Source organism: Nonomuraea sp. NPDC051191 (genome assembly GCF_044455665.1).
Classification (GTDB): Bacteria; Actinomycetota; Actinomycetes; order Streptosporangiales; family Streptosporangiaceae; genus Nonomuraea.
The window spans coordinates 509,301-524,298 of the sequence record NZ_JBITEZ010000006.1 but is presented as its reverse complement, the minus strand read 5'-3'; the positions used below and the strand labels follow the sequence as shown (position 1 = coordinate 524,298).

14 protein-coding genes are annotated in these 14,998 nt (G+C 75.4%); 9 read left to right on the top strand and 5 right to left on the bottom strand.

All coding sequences use genetic code 11. The features are described from left to right. Window positions 1-9: 9 nt before the first annotated feature. Window positions 10-351 carry an ArsR/SmtB family transcription factor gene (locus ACIA8R_RS20370; protein ID WP_397039729.1) on the top strand — a complete coding sequence of 114 codons (342 nt, stop codon included), beginning with the start codon at window positions 10-12 and terminating at the stop codon, window positions 349-351. A gap of 37 nt (window positions 352-388) precedes the next feature. Here the strand turns inward: ACIA8R_RS20370 and ACIA8R_RS20365 are convergent, their stop codons facing one another. Next, the gene (locus ACIA8R_RS20365) at window positions 389-2,461 is read right to left on the bottom strand and encodes a prolyl oligopeptidase family serine peptidase (RefSeq protein WP_397039727.1); all 2,073 of its coding nucleotides are present in this window, start codon (window positions 2,459-2,461) and stop codon (window positions 389-391) included. A gap of 385 nt (window positions 2,462-2,846) precedes the next feature. Between ACIA8R_RS20365 and ACIA8R_RS20360 the strand changes: the two genes are divergently transcribed. Continuing rightward, window positions 2,847-3,656, top strand: coding sequence for a putative protein N(5)-glutamine methyltransferase (locus tag ACIA8R_RS20360; RefSeq protein ID WP_397039726.1), 810 nt, complete (start codon window positions 2,847-2,849; stop codon window positions 3,654-3,656). A gap of 123 nt (window positions 3,657-3,779) precedes the next feature. Here the strand turns inward: ACIA8R_RS20360 and ACIA8R_RS20355 are convergent, their stop codons facing one another. The 3 genes from ACIA8R_RS20355 to ACIA8R_RS20345 all read right to left on the bottom strand — a co-directional run bounded on the left by ACIA8R_RS20355 (window position 3,780) and on the right by ACIA8R_RS20345 (window position 7,435). Then, a complete protein-coding gene (locus ACIA8R_RS20355) occupies window positions 3,780-4,124 on the bottom strand; it encodes a WGxxGxxG family protein (RefSeq protein WP_364098061.1) in 345 nt (114 codons plus the stop codon). A 184-nt stretch (window positions 4,125-4,308) separates the two neighbouring features. After that, a complete protein-coding gene (locus tag ACIA8R_RS20350) occupies window positions 4,309-5,679 on the bottom strand; it encodes a diaminopimelate decarboxylase (protein WP_397039724.1) in 1,371 nt (456 codons plus the stop codon). A gap of 151 nt (window positions 5,680-5,830) precedes the next feature. Continuing rightward, window positions 5,831-7,435 (bottom strand): PucR family transcriptional regulator, encoded by a 1,605-nt coding sequence (locus tag ACIA8R_RS20345; RefSeq protein WP_397039723.1) that lies wholly within the window; start codon window positions 7,433-7,435, stop codon window positions 5,831-5,833. 45 nt (window positions 7,436-7,480) lie between these two features. On the opposite strand from ACIA8R_RS20345, the gene ACIA8R_RS20340 reads away from it, so the two are divergent. Next, the gene (locus ACIA8R_RS20340) at window positions 7,481-8,014 is read left to right on the top strand and encodes a hypothetical protein (protein WP_397039721.1); all 534 of its coding nucleotides are present in this window, start codon (window positions 7,481-7,483) and stop codon (window positions 8,012-8,014) included. Between the two features lie 61 nt (window positions 8,015-8,075). On the opposite strand, the gene ACIA8R_RS20335 is transcribed toward ACIA8R_RS20340, so the two are convergent. Beyond that, the gene (locus tag ACIA8R_RS20335; protein ID WP_364098051.1) at window positions 8,076-8,840 is read right to left on the bottom strand and encodes a SpoIIE family protein phosphatase; all 765 of its coding nucleotides are present in this window, start codon (window positions 8,838-8,840) and stop codon (window positions 8,076-8,078) included. Window positions 8,841-9,124: 284 nt separating this feature from the next. Here ACIA8R_RS20335 and ACIA8R_RS20330 point away from each other — a divergent pair, with 284 nt between their 5' ends. The 6 genes from ACIA8R_RS20330 to ACIA8R_RS20305 all read left to right on the top strand — a co-directional run bounded on the left by ACIA8R_RS20330 (window position 9,125) and on the right by ACIA8R_RS20305 (window position 14,996). Beyond that, a complete protein-coding gene (locus ACIA8R_RS20330) occupies window positions 9,125-10,327 on the top strand; it encodes a sensor histidine kinase (RefSeq protein ID WP_397039719.1) in 1,203 nt (400 codons plus the stop codon). Beyond that, window positions 10,324-11,442: a hypothetical protein gene (locus tag ACIA8R_RS20325; protein WP_397039718.1), complete on the top strand. Its 1,119-nt coding sequence runs from the start codon at window positions 10,324-10,326 to the stop codon at window positions 11,440-11,442. The genes ACIA8R_RS20330 and ACIA8R_RS20325 overlap by 4 nt, the downstream gene beginning before the upstream one ends. Continuing rightward, the gene (locus ACIA8R_RS20320) at window positions 11,412-12,104 is read left to right on the top strand and encodes a sigma factor-like helix-turn-helix DNA-binding protein (RefSeq protein WP_357705460.1); all 693 of its coding nucleotides are present in this window, start codon (window positions 11,412-11,414) and stop codon (window positions 12,102-12,104) included. The genes ACIA8R_RS20325 and ACIA8R_RS20320 overlap by 31 nt, the downstream gene beginning before the upstream one ends. Window positions 12,105-12,147: 43 nt before the next feature. Further along, window positions 12,148-12,576 carry a pyridoxamine 5'-phosphate oxidase family protein gene (locus tag ACIA8R_RS20315; protein WP_364098042.1) on the top strand — a complete coding sequence of 143 codons (429 nt, stop codon included), beginning with the start codon at window positions 12,148-12,150 and terminating at the stop codon, window positions 12,574-12,576. Between the two features lie 111 nt (window positions 12,577-12,687). Beyond that, window positions 12,688-13,998, top strand: coding sequence for a hemolysin family protein (locus tag ACIA8R_RS20310; protein ID WP_397039716.1), 1,311 nt, complete (start codon window positions 12,688-12,690; stop codon window positions 13,996-13,998). Beyond that, complete coding sequence (locus ACIA8R_RS20305; RefSeq protein ID WP_397039714.1) at window positions 13,995-14,996, top strand: hemolysin family protein; 1,002 nt, start codon at window positions 13,995-13,997, stop codon at window positions 14,994-14,996. The genes ACIA8R_RS20310 and ACIA8R_RS20305 overlap by 4 nt, the downstream gene beginning before the upstream one ends. Window positions 14,997-14,998 lie beyond the last annotated feature (2 nt).

Genomic DNA, 14,998 nt, shown 5'->3' with positions numbered 1-14,998 from the left:
GCGTCCGCCATGCCGTTGCACCCCGGTCGCGCTGGCCGACCCCAGCCTGCCTCCCGTCCTGATCTTCCCGGCCCCGCGCCGCGCCGCGCCCCCGAACCCGGCCCCGGCGACCCGCTGCCCGACCTCCTCGGGGCCAACCGGGCCCGCATCCTGCGCTGCGTCGCCGCCACCACCGGCTGCACCACCAGCGAGCTGGCCCGCCGTACCGGCACCTCGCTGTCGTCGGCCAGCGCCCACGCCCAGGTGCTGCACCGCGCGGGCCTGATCGCCAGCACCCGGCACGCCAACATGGTCATCCACCAGCTCACCCACCTGGGCGCGGGCCTGCTCACCGGCCGAACCCCCTCCTGACGGCGCAGCCGGGCCGCTGAAAGCGGGGCTCGGCGGGCTACGGGGCCAGGTGCCGGCGCAGGAAGTCGAGCTGGAGGAGGAGCAGGCCCTCGAACACGTCCTCGTCGGAGGTCGGGGCGTGGGAGGCGCCGGACAGCGGAAGCACCTCGTGCGGGCGTCCCGCGGCCAGCAGTGCGGACGACAGGCGCAGCGTGCCCGCCGGGAACACGTTGTCGTCGGACAGGCCGTGGGCGAGTTGCAGGGGCCGGGACAGGGTGTGCGCCTCGACCAGCGTCGAGCAGGCGTCGTAGCGCTCGGGGTGGCGGTCGGGGTGGCCGAGGAAGCGTTCGCGCCAGTGGGTGTCGTACAGGCGCTGCTCGCTCGGGGCGGCCCCGGCGACGGCGGCGTGGAAGACGTCGGGACGGCGCAGCACCGCCATGACGGCCAGCGTGCCCGCGTACGACCAGCCGCGTATGGCGACCCGGCGCAGGTCCAGCCCGGGGTGGCGCTCGGCGACCGCGTGCAGGGCGGCCACCTGGTCCTCCAGCACGGGGCCGAACATGTCGCCGTGCACCTCGCGCTCCCAGTCGGGGCCGCGGCCCGGCGTGCCGGCCCCGTCGGTGACCAGGACGGCGAACCCCTGCTCGGCGAACCACTGCGAGACGAACATCATCGGCGCCTGCTCGTCGGTGACGCGGCGCGCGGCCGGCCCCGCGTACGGGTCCAGCAGGACGGGCAGCGCCGGGTCGCCGGGGCGGTGCCAGGAGGGCAGGTGCAGGTGGCTGCGCAGTTCGCGCCGGGTGGTGACGAGCGACAGGCGGCGCAGCGTCAACACGGGCCGCTGCGCCACGGACACCACCTCGATCCCAGCCTGTCCGGCCTGCGACGCCGCGGCGGGCGGGTCCTGGCGGATCACGTGGGTGCGTTCGCCCGGGTGCTCGGCGGTGCGGGTGACGTGGACGAGGGTGCCCGCTCGCCGCGTCCCGCCGTGCACGCCCGGTGCGACGCTGAGCCGCCGGACGCCCGTCGCCGGGGTGTGCAGCCACAGGTGCGTCTGGACGGGGTCGTCGGAGGCGGTGAAGAGCACGTCGTCGCCGTCCACGCCGAGGACCGCCTCCAGCTGCAGACCGGGCGGCGTGACCGGGACGCCGCCGACGGTGAGCCGCCGGGTGCCGTCCAGGTCGGCGTGGGCGACCAGGCGGCCGGAGCCCGTACGGGCGGGCGTGCCCGGGACGAGCTGGACCCAGCGCGCATCGTGCTGCTCGGCCAGCAGCCGGGTCCGGCCGGAGTCCGGGGCGGCGGCCAGCACCCGGACCGTCCGCTGGTCCCGGCTCTGCACCGACAGGTAGGGGCCGTGGGCGTCCCAGCCGGCCGCCGTCACGTACTCGAAGGCGGTCCGGTCCCAGGAGACCTCCACGCGTTCCCCGTCCGGGCGGGCGATCCAGAGGGTGACGTCGGCGTTGGCGGTGCCGGCCGCCGGGTACCGCACGGCACGGGGAGGGCGCGCGGGTTCGGCGGGGTCGCCCACGTGCCAGAGCGCGACGCGGGACTCGTCCACCCGGGTCGTCAGCAGGCGGGCGCCGTCGGGGGACCACCAGTGGCCCCGGGAGCGTCCCATGGAGCCGGACGCGGCGTACTCGGCGACGCCGAACCGCACGTCCGGCCCGTCGGGCTCGGCCACGGCGCGGTCGTCCGCGCCGTCGGCGCCGATCACCCGCAGCGCGCCGCCGGAGAGGTAGGCGACCAGCCGCCCGGACGGGTCGGGGCGCGGGTCGCGGGCCCCGGCGGGCACCGGCAGCGCGCGGGCGACGCCGGTGGCGACGTCCACCGCCCACAGCCCGCCCGCCAGGGTGAACACCGCCAGGGACGCCGCGTCGTCCGTGGCGTAGGAGGCGATCCCGCGGGCACGGCCGCCGGTCAGCGCGGCGGGGTCGGCGAGCAGCCGCTCCTGGCCGGAGGCGGCGTCCAGGGCCCACAGGCAGGTGACCGGGTCGTCGCCGGCGCGGCTGCGCAGGAACAGCACGAAGGAGCCGTCCGCGGAGACGGTGAAGGCCGAGGGGGCGCCCAGGGTGAACCGCCGGGTGCGGGCGAACTGCCGGGGCAGGCTGATCTTGTCGTCGTCGTGCTGCATGCGTGCCTGGTTTCCTCTCACTGCGGTCCGGTTTTCGGGCACAGCAAAAAGCGCACACCATGGCGGTGTGCGCTTCGTCTGTGTCAGATGATCGGCGGGATGCTGTCGTGCGGCTCCCGCGGCCGCTTCCCGCTCGCCGGGACGATGCCTGCGGTCGAGCTCAGAAGCATTCTACTGCATGATCATCGAGCGGGTGGATCCCCGGGAGGCCCCCACGTTTCCGCGAAATCGGCTCTGGTACTGTGACGGTCTCTGGCCGAGATCGTCCTTGGGAGGTGAGACCCATTACCGCTTCGTCAGGCTGGGGCTCCCTTCCGGCGCACGTGCGGCCCGCCGGGGCCAGGTGACCGCGGGGAGCGCCCATCGGCATCCCGAAAGGCTCCCCATGCATCCCTCCCCGATCCCCATGCACTCCTCCCCGATCCCCATGTCCGCCGTCGTCTCCCGGCTGCGCGCCGCCGGCTGCGTCTTCGCCGAGGACGAGGCCGAACTGCTGGTCTCCACCGCGCGTACCGCCGCCGAGCTGGCGGAGATGGTCGAGCGCCGGGCCGGCGGGCTGCCGCTTGAGCACGTCCTGGGCTGGGCGCGGTTCTGCGGGCTGCGCGTCGCCGTCGAGCCCGGCGTGTTCGTGCCGCGTCCGCGCACCGAGTTCCTCATCCGTCAGGCCGTCGCGCTGGCCCGCCGGATCGGCCGTCCGCCCGTCGTCCTCGACCTGTGCTGCGGCACGGGCGCGATGGGGGCCGCGGTCGCGGCGGCGCTGGGGGAGGCCGAGGTGCACGCGGCCGACCTCGATCCCGCCGCCGTGCGCTGCGCCCGGCGCAACCTGCCCGGCGGCCACGTCCACCAGGGCGACCTGTACGACGCCCTGCCCGCCTCGCTGCGCGGCCGCGTCGGCATCCTGATCGCCAGCCCGCCCTACGTGCCCACCGAGTCGGTCGGCCTGCTGCCGCCCGAGGCCCGTCTGCACGAACCGCTGATGGCGCTCGACGGCGGCGACGACGGGCTCGACGTCGTGCGCCGGGTGATCGCGGGGGCGTCCGGCTGGCTCGCGCCGGGCGGTCACCTGCTGGTGGAGACCAGCGAACGGCAGGCCGCGGCCACCGTCGAGGCCGCCGTGGCCGCCGGACTCTCGGCGCGCGCCACGGTCTCGGAGGAGCTGGACGCCACCGCCGTCGTCGGCACCCTTCCCGCCTGACGGGTCCTGGCGGGAAGTCGCCCGGTACCCCTCCCGCCTGAAGGGCTCTGGCGGGGAGACGTCGTCGCGGGCAGCGCGGCGCCCGGCGCGCCGGAGCGTGCCGGGCACCGCCCGCGTCCTTCCTTACGGACGCTGCGGGCGAGTGGGGTTGGCGGTGGTCCCCGTCGTGCCGGTGGTGCCGGTCGTGCCGGTGGTCCCCGTCGTGCCGGTGGTGCGGGTGGTGGACATGTGCTCAGCCGTCCCCACCGGGTTGCGGCCCTTGCGCAGGCCGGCCAGCCCCAGCAGGCCGAGCAGCCCCAGCAGGCCCCACAGACCGCCGTTGCCGCCGCCCTCTTCGTGTCTGGTCTCGGTCGGTTGCGGGCTCGGCGTCGCCTGGCTCTGGACGACGGGCGTGTCCGCCACAGCGGTGGCGGCCGGGGCCAGCGCCAAGCAGAATGCCATCCCCAGGCCGGTGAGCGTCTTGCGCATGTGGGTTCCCCCGGATCCGGCGGCTCTCAAGGCGGAGAGGCCGCCTGTCGCGCCTCCCGGGCGACGGCCCGGAAGGTTCCCCCGAAATGGAGCGAGAACTCCATACTCGCCGGTAGACATACCCTCACCCGCGAAAACAATCCCCTCAAACCGGGGCATACCGCCGCATTCGGGACGCGAGGCGTCAGCCGATGGCCGCCAGGAGGCCGGTGAGCGCGTCGGCCTGCGCGAGCCCGCTGGAGGCCGCGATCTCGTCCAGGGTCTGCGCCGGGCGGACCTCGCTCAGCCGCACGTCGCCGTCCGCCGTGACGGTGAAGCCGTGCACGGCCGGATAGGGCAGGCTGTTGTAGGCCCACGGGGTGGAGAAGTAGTAGGCGCCGGTGTCGTACAGCACGACGATGTCGCCCTCGGCCAGCTCCGGCAGCTCCCTGGCGTGCGCGACCACGTCGCCGGCGAAGCAGCACGGGCCCGCGACGTCCTGGGCGAGCAGGGGGCCGTCCTTGGGGTCGCCCGCCGGGCCGTACGCGCCGACCCGCAGCGGCCAGGCGTCCGGCATGAGCACCGTGCGGGTGGCCACCTGCGCGCCCGCGTGGGTGATCGCCACCCGCCGCGCGCCCGCGTCCTTGGTGTACTCCACCAGCGCCGCGACGAAGCCGTTCTTGGCCAGCAGCGACCGGCCGAACTCGGTGACCAGCGCGTACCGGCCGTCGAACAGCCCGGGGACGGCCGCGCGCAGCGTGGCGACGTAGTCGGCGTAGGTGGGGGTCACCTCGTCGTCGTCGAAGTTCACCGGAAGGCCGCCGCCGATGTCGATGCTGGTGATCTGCCGCGCGCCGATCGTCGCGTTGATCTCCTCGGCCAGCCGGTACGTCTCGGCGATGCCCGCCGCGATCAGCTCCAGCGGGCACCCCTGGGAGCCGACGTGCGCGTGCAGGCGGGTCAGCCAGGGCCGTTCGGCGAAGGCGCGGACGACGGCCTCGCGCGCCCCGGGGTCGCGCAGCGCGACGCCGAACTTGGAGGTGGCGGTCGCGGTGCTCATCGCGCCGATCGTCCCGGTGCCGACCTGCGGGTTCACCCGAAGGCCCAGCACCGAGGAGGAGTCCGGCGCGCGCAGCTCGTCGATGCGGCGCAGCTCGTCGAGGCTGTCGGCGTTGACCGCGACGCCCAGCGAGAGGGCCTGGCGCAGCTCCTCGCGGGTCTTGGCGGGGGAGTCGAAGACGATCGTGCCCGGCGCGAACCCGGCGTCCAGCGCGATCCGCAGCTCGCCGGGGCTGGCGACCTCGCACCCCATGCCCGACGCGGCCAGCAGCCGCAGGACGGGGATCAGCGACGCGGCCTTGGCGGCGAAGGTGTGCAGCACGTCCGGAACCTCGCCGAACGCCTCGTGCAGGGCCCTGACCGAGTCCCGCACGCCGGCGGTGTCGAGGAACCCGGCGACGGGCTCGCCGGGGCCGAGCGCGCCGGCGCGCACGGCGTGGCGCAGCACGTGGGCGGCGCGTTCGGCGGTGGTGCCGCGGGCAGGGGCGGGCGCGAGCGTGGCACTGCTCTGGATCACGTCCAAGGCTCCTGGGTGCATCGGGAAAGAGGGAGTTTCGGAGGGGGGCCAGACGAGATTCGGGCATGACCGCAGGCTGAGTCTTCATCCGGTGGGCCAAAGCCCGCCTCCGGCTTTGTCCGTCCGGCCAAGGAAAAGCCGGAGCCCCAGGTCAGCCCGCCAGGCGGACGGCGAGGGTCAGCAGGAGGCGGGTGTCGGGATCGTCGAGGTCGACGCCGAAGCGCTCGCGGACGCGGCGCAGCCGGTAGCGCAGGGTGTTCGGGTGCAGGACCAGCCGGCGGGCGGCCCGGCCGACGTCCCCGGCGGCGTCGAGGTAGGCGGCGATCGAGCGGACCAGCTCGCCGCCCGCGGCCAGGTCGGTGCGCACCAGGTCGTACACCGGGCCGCTGCCGCGCTCCCACACCGGGCGGACGGCGTCCAGCACGCGCAGCACGTCCAGGGCGGGGCCGAGGTCGGCGGCCAGGGCGTGGCGCGGGCCGGCGGCGCGGGCGCGCAGGACCCGGACGACCAGGTCGGCCTCCTCCCGCGAGCCCGAAGCGACCAGCGGCGAGGCGGCCACCGAGCCCGCCCCCGCCCACACCGGGGCGGCGCCCGGCGTCGAGGCGGCCAGCCCGTCCAGCTCGCGGGCCAGTCCGGGCACGTCCCGCTCGTCGCCGCCGCGCACCGGCACCAGCGCCAGCACCCGCCCGGTCTCCCGCAGGACCCGCACTCCCGGGCGGTAGGAGGCGGCGTGCAGCGCGAGCACTTCCATCACCCGCTCACCGGCCGACCCCCGGGCCGCCGCGCCCTCGCCGTCGGGGCCGGCCTCGGCGATCACGACGGCGCAGCGCTGGTCGGGCGGCAGGCCGAGGGTCCAGGCGTGGGTGCTCATGTCGCCCTCGCCGGTCAGCAGGCCGCGCAGCGCGTGCTCCTCGCGCAGCCGCGCGCCGCTCTCCCGCAGCCGGTGCTGCACCAGGTACGGCACCGCCACCTCCGCTGCCCGGCTCAGCGCGCTGGCCGCGTTGGGCGACAGGCTGCGGCCGTCGGCGGCGGCCCAGATCGAGCCCAGCATCTCCCGGCCGCTCCGGATGGCGATGATCAGCCGCTCGGGGGTGCCGCCGTCGGCGGGCCGGTGGATCACCTCGCCGGAGGACCACAAGGTGCGCAGCAGGCCGCTGCGCCGCAGCTCGTCCACCCGCCAGTCGGGCACCCGGCCGCCCAGGATGGTGGAGCGGCGCAGTTCGTCGGCCTCCGGCCCGGTGGCCGAGTGCGCCAGCACGCGGAACTGGGTGTCCTCGATGGTGATCGAGCCGCCGGTGAACTCGGCGACCACCGACGCCAGCGCGGCCAGCCCGCCGCCCGCCGTGGCCTCGGCCATGCGGTCGCCGCGTCCCGCCTCGCCGTAGGCGGCGGCCGAGCGCAGCAGGGTCGCCACGTCGTCCCAGTCGGCCCACTCGGCGCGGGCCAGCAGGGCGATGCCGACCTGCTCGGCCGCGGCGAGCGCGTCGTCGGCCAGGTCCTCGCCGGCGCGCACGACCACCGCCGCGGCGCCGCGCCGCGCCGCCTCGCGGATGGAGGCCGTGGCCGCGCCGGTGGAGTGGAACAGCCCGGCGGCCAGCACGATCCGGCCCGCGTACGAGCGGGCGGGCCCCTCGTCGCCGATGATCATTCCGGACACGTGGACGTCCTGGCCCGAGGGCGCGAGCAGCAGCCGCAGCACGCCGCCCTCGTCGAAGGCGAGCAGCTCGCGGAGGGTGATTTGCCCCCGTTTGTTCATGACGGGGAGCATACGCAGGTGCCGCCACCTGGCAGGCTGGGGGCCATGCGATTCGGCGTACGCCAGTTCGAGCTGGCCCTGATGCACCGCATGCGCGACCTCAACCCGCAGCGCGTGGAACAGGCGCTGGCCGACCTGGACGCCTCCCGCGCCGAGCTGCGCGCCGCCCACACCCACTGGACCCGGCTGGCCCACTCCGCGACCGCGCCCAAGGGCCGGGCCGCGCTGCGGATGGCCCTCGGCCCGCCCGCGTACGCCGGCACGACCCCGTTCGGCAGCCTGACCTGCGACGTGACCCGCTGGCGGCTGCCGTCCTGGCCGGAGCTGGAGTTCGAGGCGCTGACCGGGCCCGGCGGCGAGGTGTGGAACCTGTGGTTCGTGCGGCCCGGCGGCGACCGGCGGCTGTCGTTCGCGGACCTGACCCCGTGGGAGTGCGTCGTGGCCGACGTCGGCGCGAGCTTCCCGGTGAGCGCCCAGGGCGAGGGGTCGGCCCCCCACCACTGGGCGGTCGACTTCGCCTGCGCGGGGACGCCCCGCCGCGCCCTGTTCGTGTACGGCCTCTACCAGCGCCTGGCCTGACCTCCGTGCCACCCGGCCCCCGCCTTTGTGCCGGGTGGCACGTTCCAGGGACGGCCGGAGGTCAGGCGGTGACGAAGTCCGCGACGACGATCGTGGCGTCGTCCTTCGGGGCCGCGGCGGCCACCTCGTCGTACAGCCGGTCCAGGCACGCGGCGGGGGACGGGCCGACGGCCAGCAATTCGGTCAGGCGGTGCTCGCCCAGCGCCTTGAGCACGCCGTCGGTGACGACGGCCACGCGGTCTCCCGGCCGCAGCGGCACGGTGCCGAGCTCGGGGTTCAGCGTGGAGGCCAGGCCGATCCCGCGCAGCAGCGGGCCGTCGTCGAAGGAGTGCGACGTGGTGAGCCGGCGCGGCTTGCCGCCCTTGGCGCAGTGCCAGATCGCGCCGTTGCCGACGTGGGCGAAGCGCAGGCACGGCGTCTCGCCGGGGACGAGCACCAGCAGGTCCATCGTCGTGACCAGCGCCGGCCTGGACGGCGTGCGCACCGCCGCCCGCCGAACGGCCCGGTGGGCGGCCTGGGCGCACTCGTCCATGTCCTCGTCCCGCCGGACGGTGTGCTGCGGGCGGGCGGCGACCACGGCGCCCAGGGCCAGGGCCGCCGCCGTGTGCGCGACCTCCGTGCCGCCCTGGCCGTCGGCCAGCGCGATCAGCCGCTCCTGGACGACGTAGGCGTCGGAGGGGTGGCCGTGCGAGCCGTCGTACGTGCCGCCCGCGGTCACCAGGCGGGGCCGCGCCGCGGGCATGCCGGGCGGCCAGCCCCCGCGACGACCGCGTACCGCCATCACGGAGAGGCAGCCGAGCAGAATCGAGATCGAGAAAACAGTCATGATCGTCCCTCCGGTCGCGCGCGACGACACCTGTCCAGTACATCCCTTGTGCGGCGGATGTGACTGACGGCTGATCGGCCGTCGTGGCGGCACGACGGCCGATCAGCCGTCATGTCCGCCGCAGGCCGCGCGGCCCACAGTGAGGCGGGCGGCGAACGTGCCCGGAGAGCCGCCGGCCCCCGAGGAAGAGCCATGGAAACAGCTGACCGTCATAACGGGAACAAGCCTGTTCAAAGTCGATATTGTGAGATCCGTCCTGTGCTCTCTTCGCGGGCGGATCGCACATGGCTCACCCCGGTTCCACGAGTCTGCTCAAGTGGCTCCCCAAGTGGCCGCTCAAGAGGCTCGACACGAGATACGACTCCGCGACCCGGCAACTGGACAAGGCCGTCGCGCGTACCGCCGCGGGCGCGCGCGGCGCCGTCGGCCTGGTGTCGGTGGTCTCGGCCGCGCTCGGCGCGGTCCCGCCGGTCTCGGCCGCGTGGCTGGCTCCCGTCCTGGCGGCCGGCCTGGTGTGGACCGGGCTGTACCTGCGCCGGTTGCGCCGCGAGGAGCCGCTGCCGCACTGGCTGGTGGCCGGGGACGCGGCGACCACCGTGGCGGCCTGCCTGGCCCAAGGGCACCTCGTGCCCGTCCAGGCGTTCGACGCCGGGTCGAGCTGGATCGCGGGGATGGTCACCATGACGATCATCGTCACCGGGGTCACCTGGCGGCCCCGGGTCGCCGTGCCCGCCGGGCTGGCCGTGGCGGGGGCGTACCTGGCCGGGGTGCGGCTCGCGGCGCCGTCCCAGGACGTGGCCGGCACGCTGGGCATCCACCTCGTCCAGCTCCTGGCGATCGTGATGCTGATGACGCTGCTGCGCCGCTCGGCCGCCTCCGCCGACGCGTTCCTGCGCGGGAGCGCGCGGGCCGAGATCGCCCTCATGGTCGAACGCCTGCGCCGCGAGGACGAGCTGCGCCAGGTCGCCAGCATCCACGAGACCGCCCTGCACACCCTGACCATGGTCGGCCTCGGCATCTACGACGAGCCCTCGTCCACCCTGCGCGCCCAGGTGCGCACCGACCTCGCCGCCCTGGAGAGGCTGCGCGACCGGCCGCGCCCCGAGGCCGCCCCCATCGCCCTGGACAGCCTGCTCGACGAGGTGGCCGGCCGCGTGCCCGGCCTGGACGTACGCCGCCGGCTGACCCCGCAGACCGTCCCCGGCGACGTCGCCGAGCACTTCGCCCGCGCCGTCACCGAGGCCCTGGCCAACGTCGCGCGGCACGCCGGCGTGGCCGAGGCCGTCCTGGTCTCCAGCGGGCACGACGGCGAGGTCCGGGTGGAGGTGGCCGACGCGGGCCACGGGTTCGACCAGGACCGCCTGCCGCCCGACCGGTTCGGCGTGCGCGGCTCGATCCTCGACACGATGAACGCGCTGCGCGGCGGCGGCGCCCGGATCTCCTCCGGCGACACCGGCACGCGGGTGAGCATGTGGTGGCGGCCGTGACCGACGACATCGAGCAGGTCGCCCAGCGCTACGCCCGCTACACCGCGCTCGGCGCGGCCGTCATCGCCGGGTTCTGGCACACCGGCTACGACCTCACCGTCACCGTCACCGGCTGGAGCTCCTTCCGCTGGCCGCCGCTCGCCGGGGCCGCCTGGGCCGTCTACACGGTGGTCGGCGTGATCGCGGGGCTGTCGCTCGCGCGCACCTCGCGCGGCCCGGACCGCATCCTCGGCCTGGCCGTCGCGGCGCTGGCCGCCGACGTCGCGGTGATTGTGGCCTGCCGCCCGCAGGACCTGCTCGGCATCAGCGACTGGGGATGGGGGTCGGTCGGCTGGCTGGGCGTCATGCTGGCCTGGAACCGGCCGCGCTGGCGGGCGGAGCTGGGCGCGTTCCTCGCCGTCAACGCCGCCGTCATGCTGGCCGCGATGGCCGTGGCCGGAACGCTCGACCGGGTCTCGGTCGCCAAGTACCTGGTGGTCATCGTCGGCGGCGTCACCATGCAGCTCGGCTACACCGCCGGCTGCGCCCTGCTGCGCGCCCGCGCCGAGGACGCCGTGCTGCTGGCCCGCAGGCTCGCCGCCGACGACGCCTGGCGGGAGTCGGCCAGAAGCATCCACGCCGACCGCATCCGCAGGTACGCCGCCATCAGGGACGTGGCCGAGTCGCTGCTCCAGCGGCTCGCCGACGGCGCCGACCCCGGCGACCCCCGGGTCCGCGAAGACTGCACGGCCGGCGCCATGCGGCTGCGCCGCCTGATCACCGAACGCGAGGACGTGCCCGACGCGCTGGTGGCCGCCCTGCGCGAGCACATCGACGCGGCCGAGCGGCGCCAGGTGCTGGTGACCGCGCCGCCGTTCGGCGAGAATCTGCCCGCGCTGCCCGAGGGCGTGCGGGAGGATCTGCTCAGGGCGCCCGTCCTGGCGCTGGACGGCGCCCGCTCGCGGGCCAGGGTCACCGTGTCGGCGATGTCGGCCATGGTGAGCGTGGCCGTCGTCGCCGACAACGACGACCTGCCGGTCAGCCCCACCCCGGTGCGCGAGCCCAGCGGGGTCGTGGTCACCTACCAGCGCCAGGGAGGGGAGGTATGGGTCAACAGCATCTGGCAGCGCCCGTGACGGTCGCCCTGGTCGAGGACCACCAGGTCGTGGTGGACGGCGTGCGCTCCTGGTTCGGGCCGGGCAGCGGCGTGGAGCTGGTCGCCCAGGGGCCCACGATCGAGTCGGTCCGCGGAGTGCCCGCCGACGTGCTGCTGCTCGACCTCAACCTCAACGGCACGATGGTCGCCGACCGGGTGGGCGGGCTGTGCGCGGACGGCCAGCGCGTGATCGTCTTCTCCGAGCACGAGGAGCCCGAGATCGTCCGCGCGGTGCTGGACGCGGGCGCGTCGGCGTTCATCGGCAAGGGACGCGCCACCCGGGAGTCCTGCCTGGAGACGATCATGGAGGTGGCCGCCGACCGGCCGTCCGTGACGTTGCCCATGGCCCAGGCCATCGCCACGGACGAGGGCCCGCACCGCCCCCAGCTCTCGGACAAGGAGCGGGCGGCGCTGCTGTTCTGGTTCCAGTCGATGTCGAAGGCGTCGGTCGCGGCCCGCATGGGCATCAAGGAACGCACCGTGCGCCAGTACATCGACCGGGCCAGGGTCAAGTACGCGGCGGCCGGCCGGCCCGCGCCGACGAAGGAGAAACTGCTCATCTGCGCCATCCAGGACGGCCTGATCCGCCCCGACGAGGTCGGGATCTACACCTCCCACGCCCGCCAGGGCCCGCCCTCCTGACGCTCGGGCCCCTTCACCGGTCCCCTTCCTCGGGCGCTGTACGATGTCGCTCGCCCGGAACCCCGAGGAGTCCCTGAGGAGGATCGTGGACCTGGCCGAGCTGGGCGAGGCGTTCGCCGCGTTCTGGCGGGAGCGGCACCTGTGCACGCTCGCCACCGCCCGCGACGGAGGCCCACCGCACGTGGTGCCCGTGGGCGTGACGCTCGACCTGGACACCGCGACCGCCCGCGTGATCACCTCCGGGTCCTCCCACAAGGCCCGGCTGATCGGCACGGACGGCGCGCCGGTGTCGCTGTGCCAGGTCGACGGCCGCCGCTGGTCCACGCTGGAAGGGCGGGCCGTCGTGCGCACGGCGCCCGAGCAGGTCGCCGACGCCGAACGCCGTTACGCCGCCCGCTACAAGCCGCCCCGGCCCAACCCGTCCAGGGTGGTGCTGGAGATCCAGGTGACGCGCGTGCTGGGCAACGTCTGATCAACGGCGGTTCGTCATGACTTCCGCGCGCCCGAGGCGGATGCTAGCTTTCGCCCGTGGAGTCTGAGTACGACCGGCCGCCCGCGGCGTTACCCGAGGGCCCGGGCTGACGTGCTCCTCGACGCCGTCTACCTGCTCGCGGCCCTCGCCCTGATCCTGGCCAACGGCGTCTTCGTCGCGGCCGAGTTCTCCCTCGTCACCGTCGAACGCGGCCAGGTCCGCCAGCTCGCCGAGGACGGCGACCGGGGCGCCCAGGGCGTCGAGGCCGCGTTGCGACGGCTGTCGTTCCACCTGTCGGGCGCCCAGCTCGGCATCACCGTCACCTCCCTGCTGCTCGGCGTCGTGGCCGAGCCCGCCATCGCCGACCTGCTCGACCCGCTGCTCGGCGGCGTCCCGGTCGTGCCGGTCGTGCTGGCGATCGCGCTGTCCACGGTGGCGCAGATGGTGCTGGGCGAGCTGGTGCCCAAGAACGCCGCCCTGTCCAGGCCGCTCGCGGTGGCCCGGCTGGCGACGCCGCCGCAGCGGGCGTTCTCGGCGGCGTGCGGGCCGCTGATCCGGCTGTGCAACGCGGTGGCCGACGCGATCGTCCGCCGGCTCGGCGCCGAGCCGCAGGAGGAGCTGGCCTCCGCCCGCTCGCCCGAGGAACTGGGCCTGCTGGTACGCCTGTCCGCCGAGGCCGGCGTGCTCCAGCCCGGCACCGCCGCCATGCTCCAGCGGGCCCTGCGCTTCGGCGGCAAGACCGCCGGTGAGGCCATGACACCGCGTACGGACTGCGTGACCGTGCCGGGCACCACCAGCGTCACCGAGTTCCTCAAGCTGGCCAGGAGCCGCCGCCACCTGCGCATCCCCGTCTGCGGCGCGGAACGCGACGACATCCTCGGCATCGCCAGCGTCCCCGGCGCCTGCGCGGTGTCGCCGTCCGAACGCGACACCACCCAGGTGGCCGCGATCGCCAGGCCCGCCCTCCAGGTGCCCGAGACGCTGCGGCTGGAGGTCGTGCAGGAGCGCCTGGCCACGGCCCGCGCCGAGATGGCCGTCGTGATCGACGAGTACGGCGGCCTGGCCGGCGTCGTCACCGTCGAGGACCTGGCCGAGGAGCTGATCGGCGACATCGCCGACGAGTACGACCTGCCCGAGGAGCAGTCCGACGAGCCCTCGCCGGTGCTGCTCCCGCCGGGCGCCTCGGTGGGCCTGCCCGCGCTGCTGCGCGCCGACGAGGTCGAGGAACGCACCGGCTTCCGCATGCCGCCGGGCCCGTACGAGACGCTCGCCGGGCTGGTGATGGCCGCGCTCGGCCGCATCCCCGACCCGGGGGACGAGGTGGCGGTGCGCGACTGGGTCCTGCGGGTGGAGGCCATGCGGGGCCGCCGGATCGAGCAGGTCACGCTGACCGCGCCGCGCCAGGCGGGGGAGCGGCCGTGAGCCTCGCCCAAGGGCTGGTCATCGTGGTGCTGCTGGCCGTCAACGGCTTCTTCGTGGGCGCGGAGTTCGCGCTCATCTCCGCCCGCCGCACCCTGATCGAGCCGCGGGCGCGCGAGGGCTCGCGGCGGGCGCAGGCCGTGCTCGCCGCCATGAACGCCGTCCCCACCATGCTGGCGGCGGCGCAGCTCGGCGTGACGCTGGCCTCGCTCGTGCTCGGCGCGGTGGGGGAGCCGGTGGTGGCCGAGGCCGTACGGCCGCCGCTGGCCGCCCTGGGGCTGCCCGAGCGCCTGGCCCATCCGGTCGCCTTCGCGCTGGCGCTGCTGCTGGTGGTCGCCGCGCACGTGATCATCGGCGAGATGGTGCCGAAGAACCTGGCGCTGTCGGCGCCCGACGTGGCCGCGCTGTGGCTGGTGCCGCCGCTGTTCGTGCTGGCCAGGGCGACGCGGCCGGTGCTGACGCTGGTCAAGGCCATGGCGGGGGTGGTGCTGCGGCTGCTGCGCGTCCCGTCCGCCGAGGAGGTCCGTACGGTCTACACCTCCGGCGAGCTGCCCGTGCTCATCGAGGAGTCGCGCCGCCACCGCCTGCTCCGCCAGGACGAACGCGACCGCCTGATCGCCACCCTCGCCCTGCACGCCCGCCCGGTCGGCTCGGTGATGGTGCCGATGAGCGAGGTCGTCAGCGTGCCGGAGACCATCGACAGCGCCGGCCTGCAACGGTACGCCGGCCGCCACGGCCACTCCCGCTTCCCCGTGCACGGCGACGACCCCGCCGAGCTGCGCGGCTACCTGCACGTCCTGGACGCCCTGAACGGCCACGGGGCCCGCGAGCCGCTGCCCCTGCGCGCCCTGCCGCAGGTGCCCGCCACCGCCACCCTGGCCCAGGTGCTGGCCGTCATGCGCGCCCGGCGCGCCCAGCTCGCCGCCGTCGCCGACGACTCCGGCCAGGTGCTCGGCGTGGTCACCCTGGACGACGTGCTCGGCGGCATCCTGACTGGCTGACG

Bases quoted from the DNA above. Each gene is read 5' to 3' on its own strand.
- ACIA8R_RS20370 (WP_397039729.1), top strand. From the start codon at position 10: ATGCCGTTGCACCCCGGTCGCGCTGGCCGACCCCAGCCTGCCTCCCGT.
- ACIA8R_RS20365 (WP_397039727.1), bottom strand. From the start codon at position 2,461: ATGCAGCACGACGACGACAAGATCAGCCTGCCCCGGCAGTTCGCCCGC.
- ACIA8R_RS20360 (WP_397039726.1), top strand. From the start codon at position 2,847: ATGCATCCCTCCCCGATCCCCATGCACTCCTCCCCGATCCCCATGTCC.
- ACIA8R_RS20355 (WP_364098061.1), bottom strand. From the start codon at position 4,124: ATGCGCAAGACGCTCACCGGCCTGGGGATGGCATTCTGCTTGGCGCTG.
- ACIA8R_RS20345 (WP_397039723.1), bottom strand. From the start codon at position 7,435: ATGAACAAACGGGGGCAAATCACCCTCCGCGAGCTGCTCGCCTTCGAC.
- ACIA8R_RS20340 (WP_397039721.1), top strand. From the start codon at position 7,481: ATGCGATTCGGCGTACGCCAGTTCGAGCTGGCCCTGATGCACCGCATG.
- ACIA8R_RS20335 (WP_364098051.1), bottom strand. From the start codon at position 8,840: ATGACTGTTTTCTCGATCTCGATTCTGCTCGGCTGCCTCTCCGTGATG.
- ACIA8R_RS20330 (WP_397039719.1), top strand. From the start codon at position 9,125: ATGGCTCACCCCGGTTCCACGAGTCTGCTCAAGTGGCTCCCCAAGTGG.
- ACIA8R_RS20320 (WP_357705460.1), top strand. From the start codon at position 11,412: ATGGGTCAACAGCATCTGGCAGCGCCCGTGACGGTCGCCCTGGTCGAG.
- ACIA8R_RS20315 (WP_364098042.1), top strand. From the start codon at position 12,148: ATGTCGCTCGCCCGGAACCCCGAGGAGTCCCTGAGGAGGATCGTGGAC.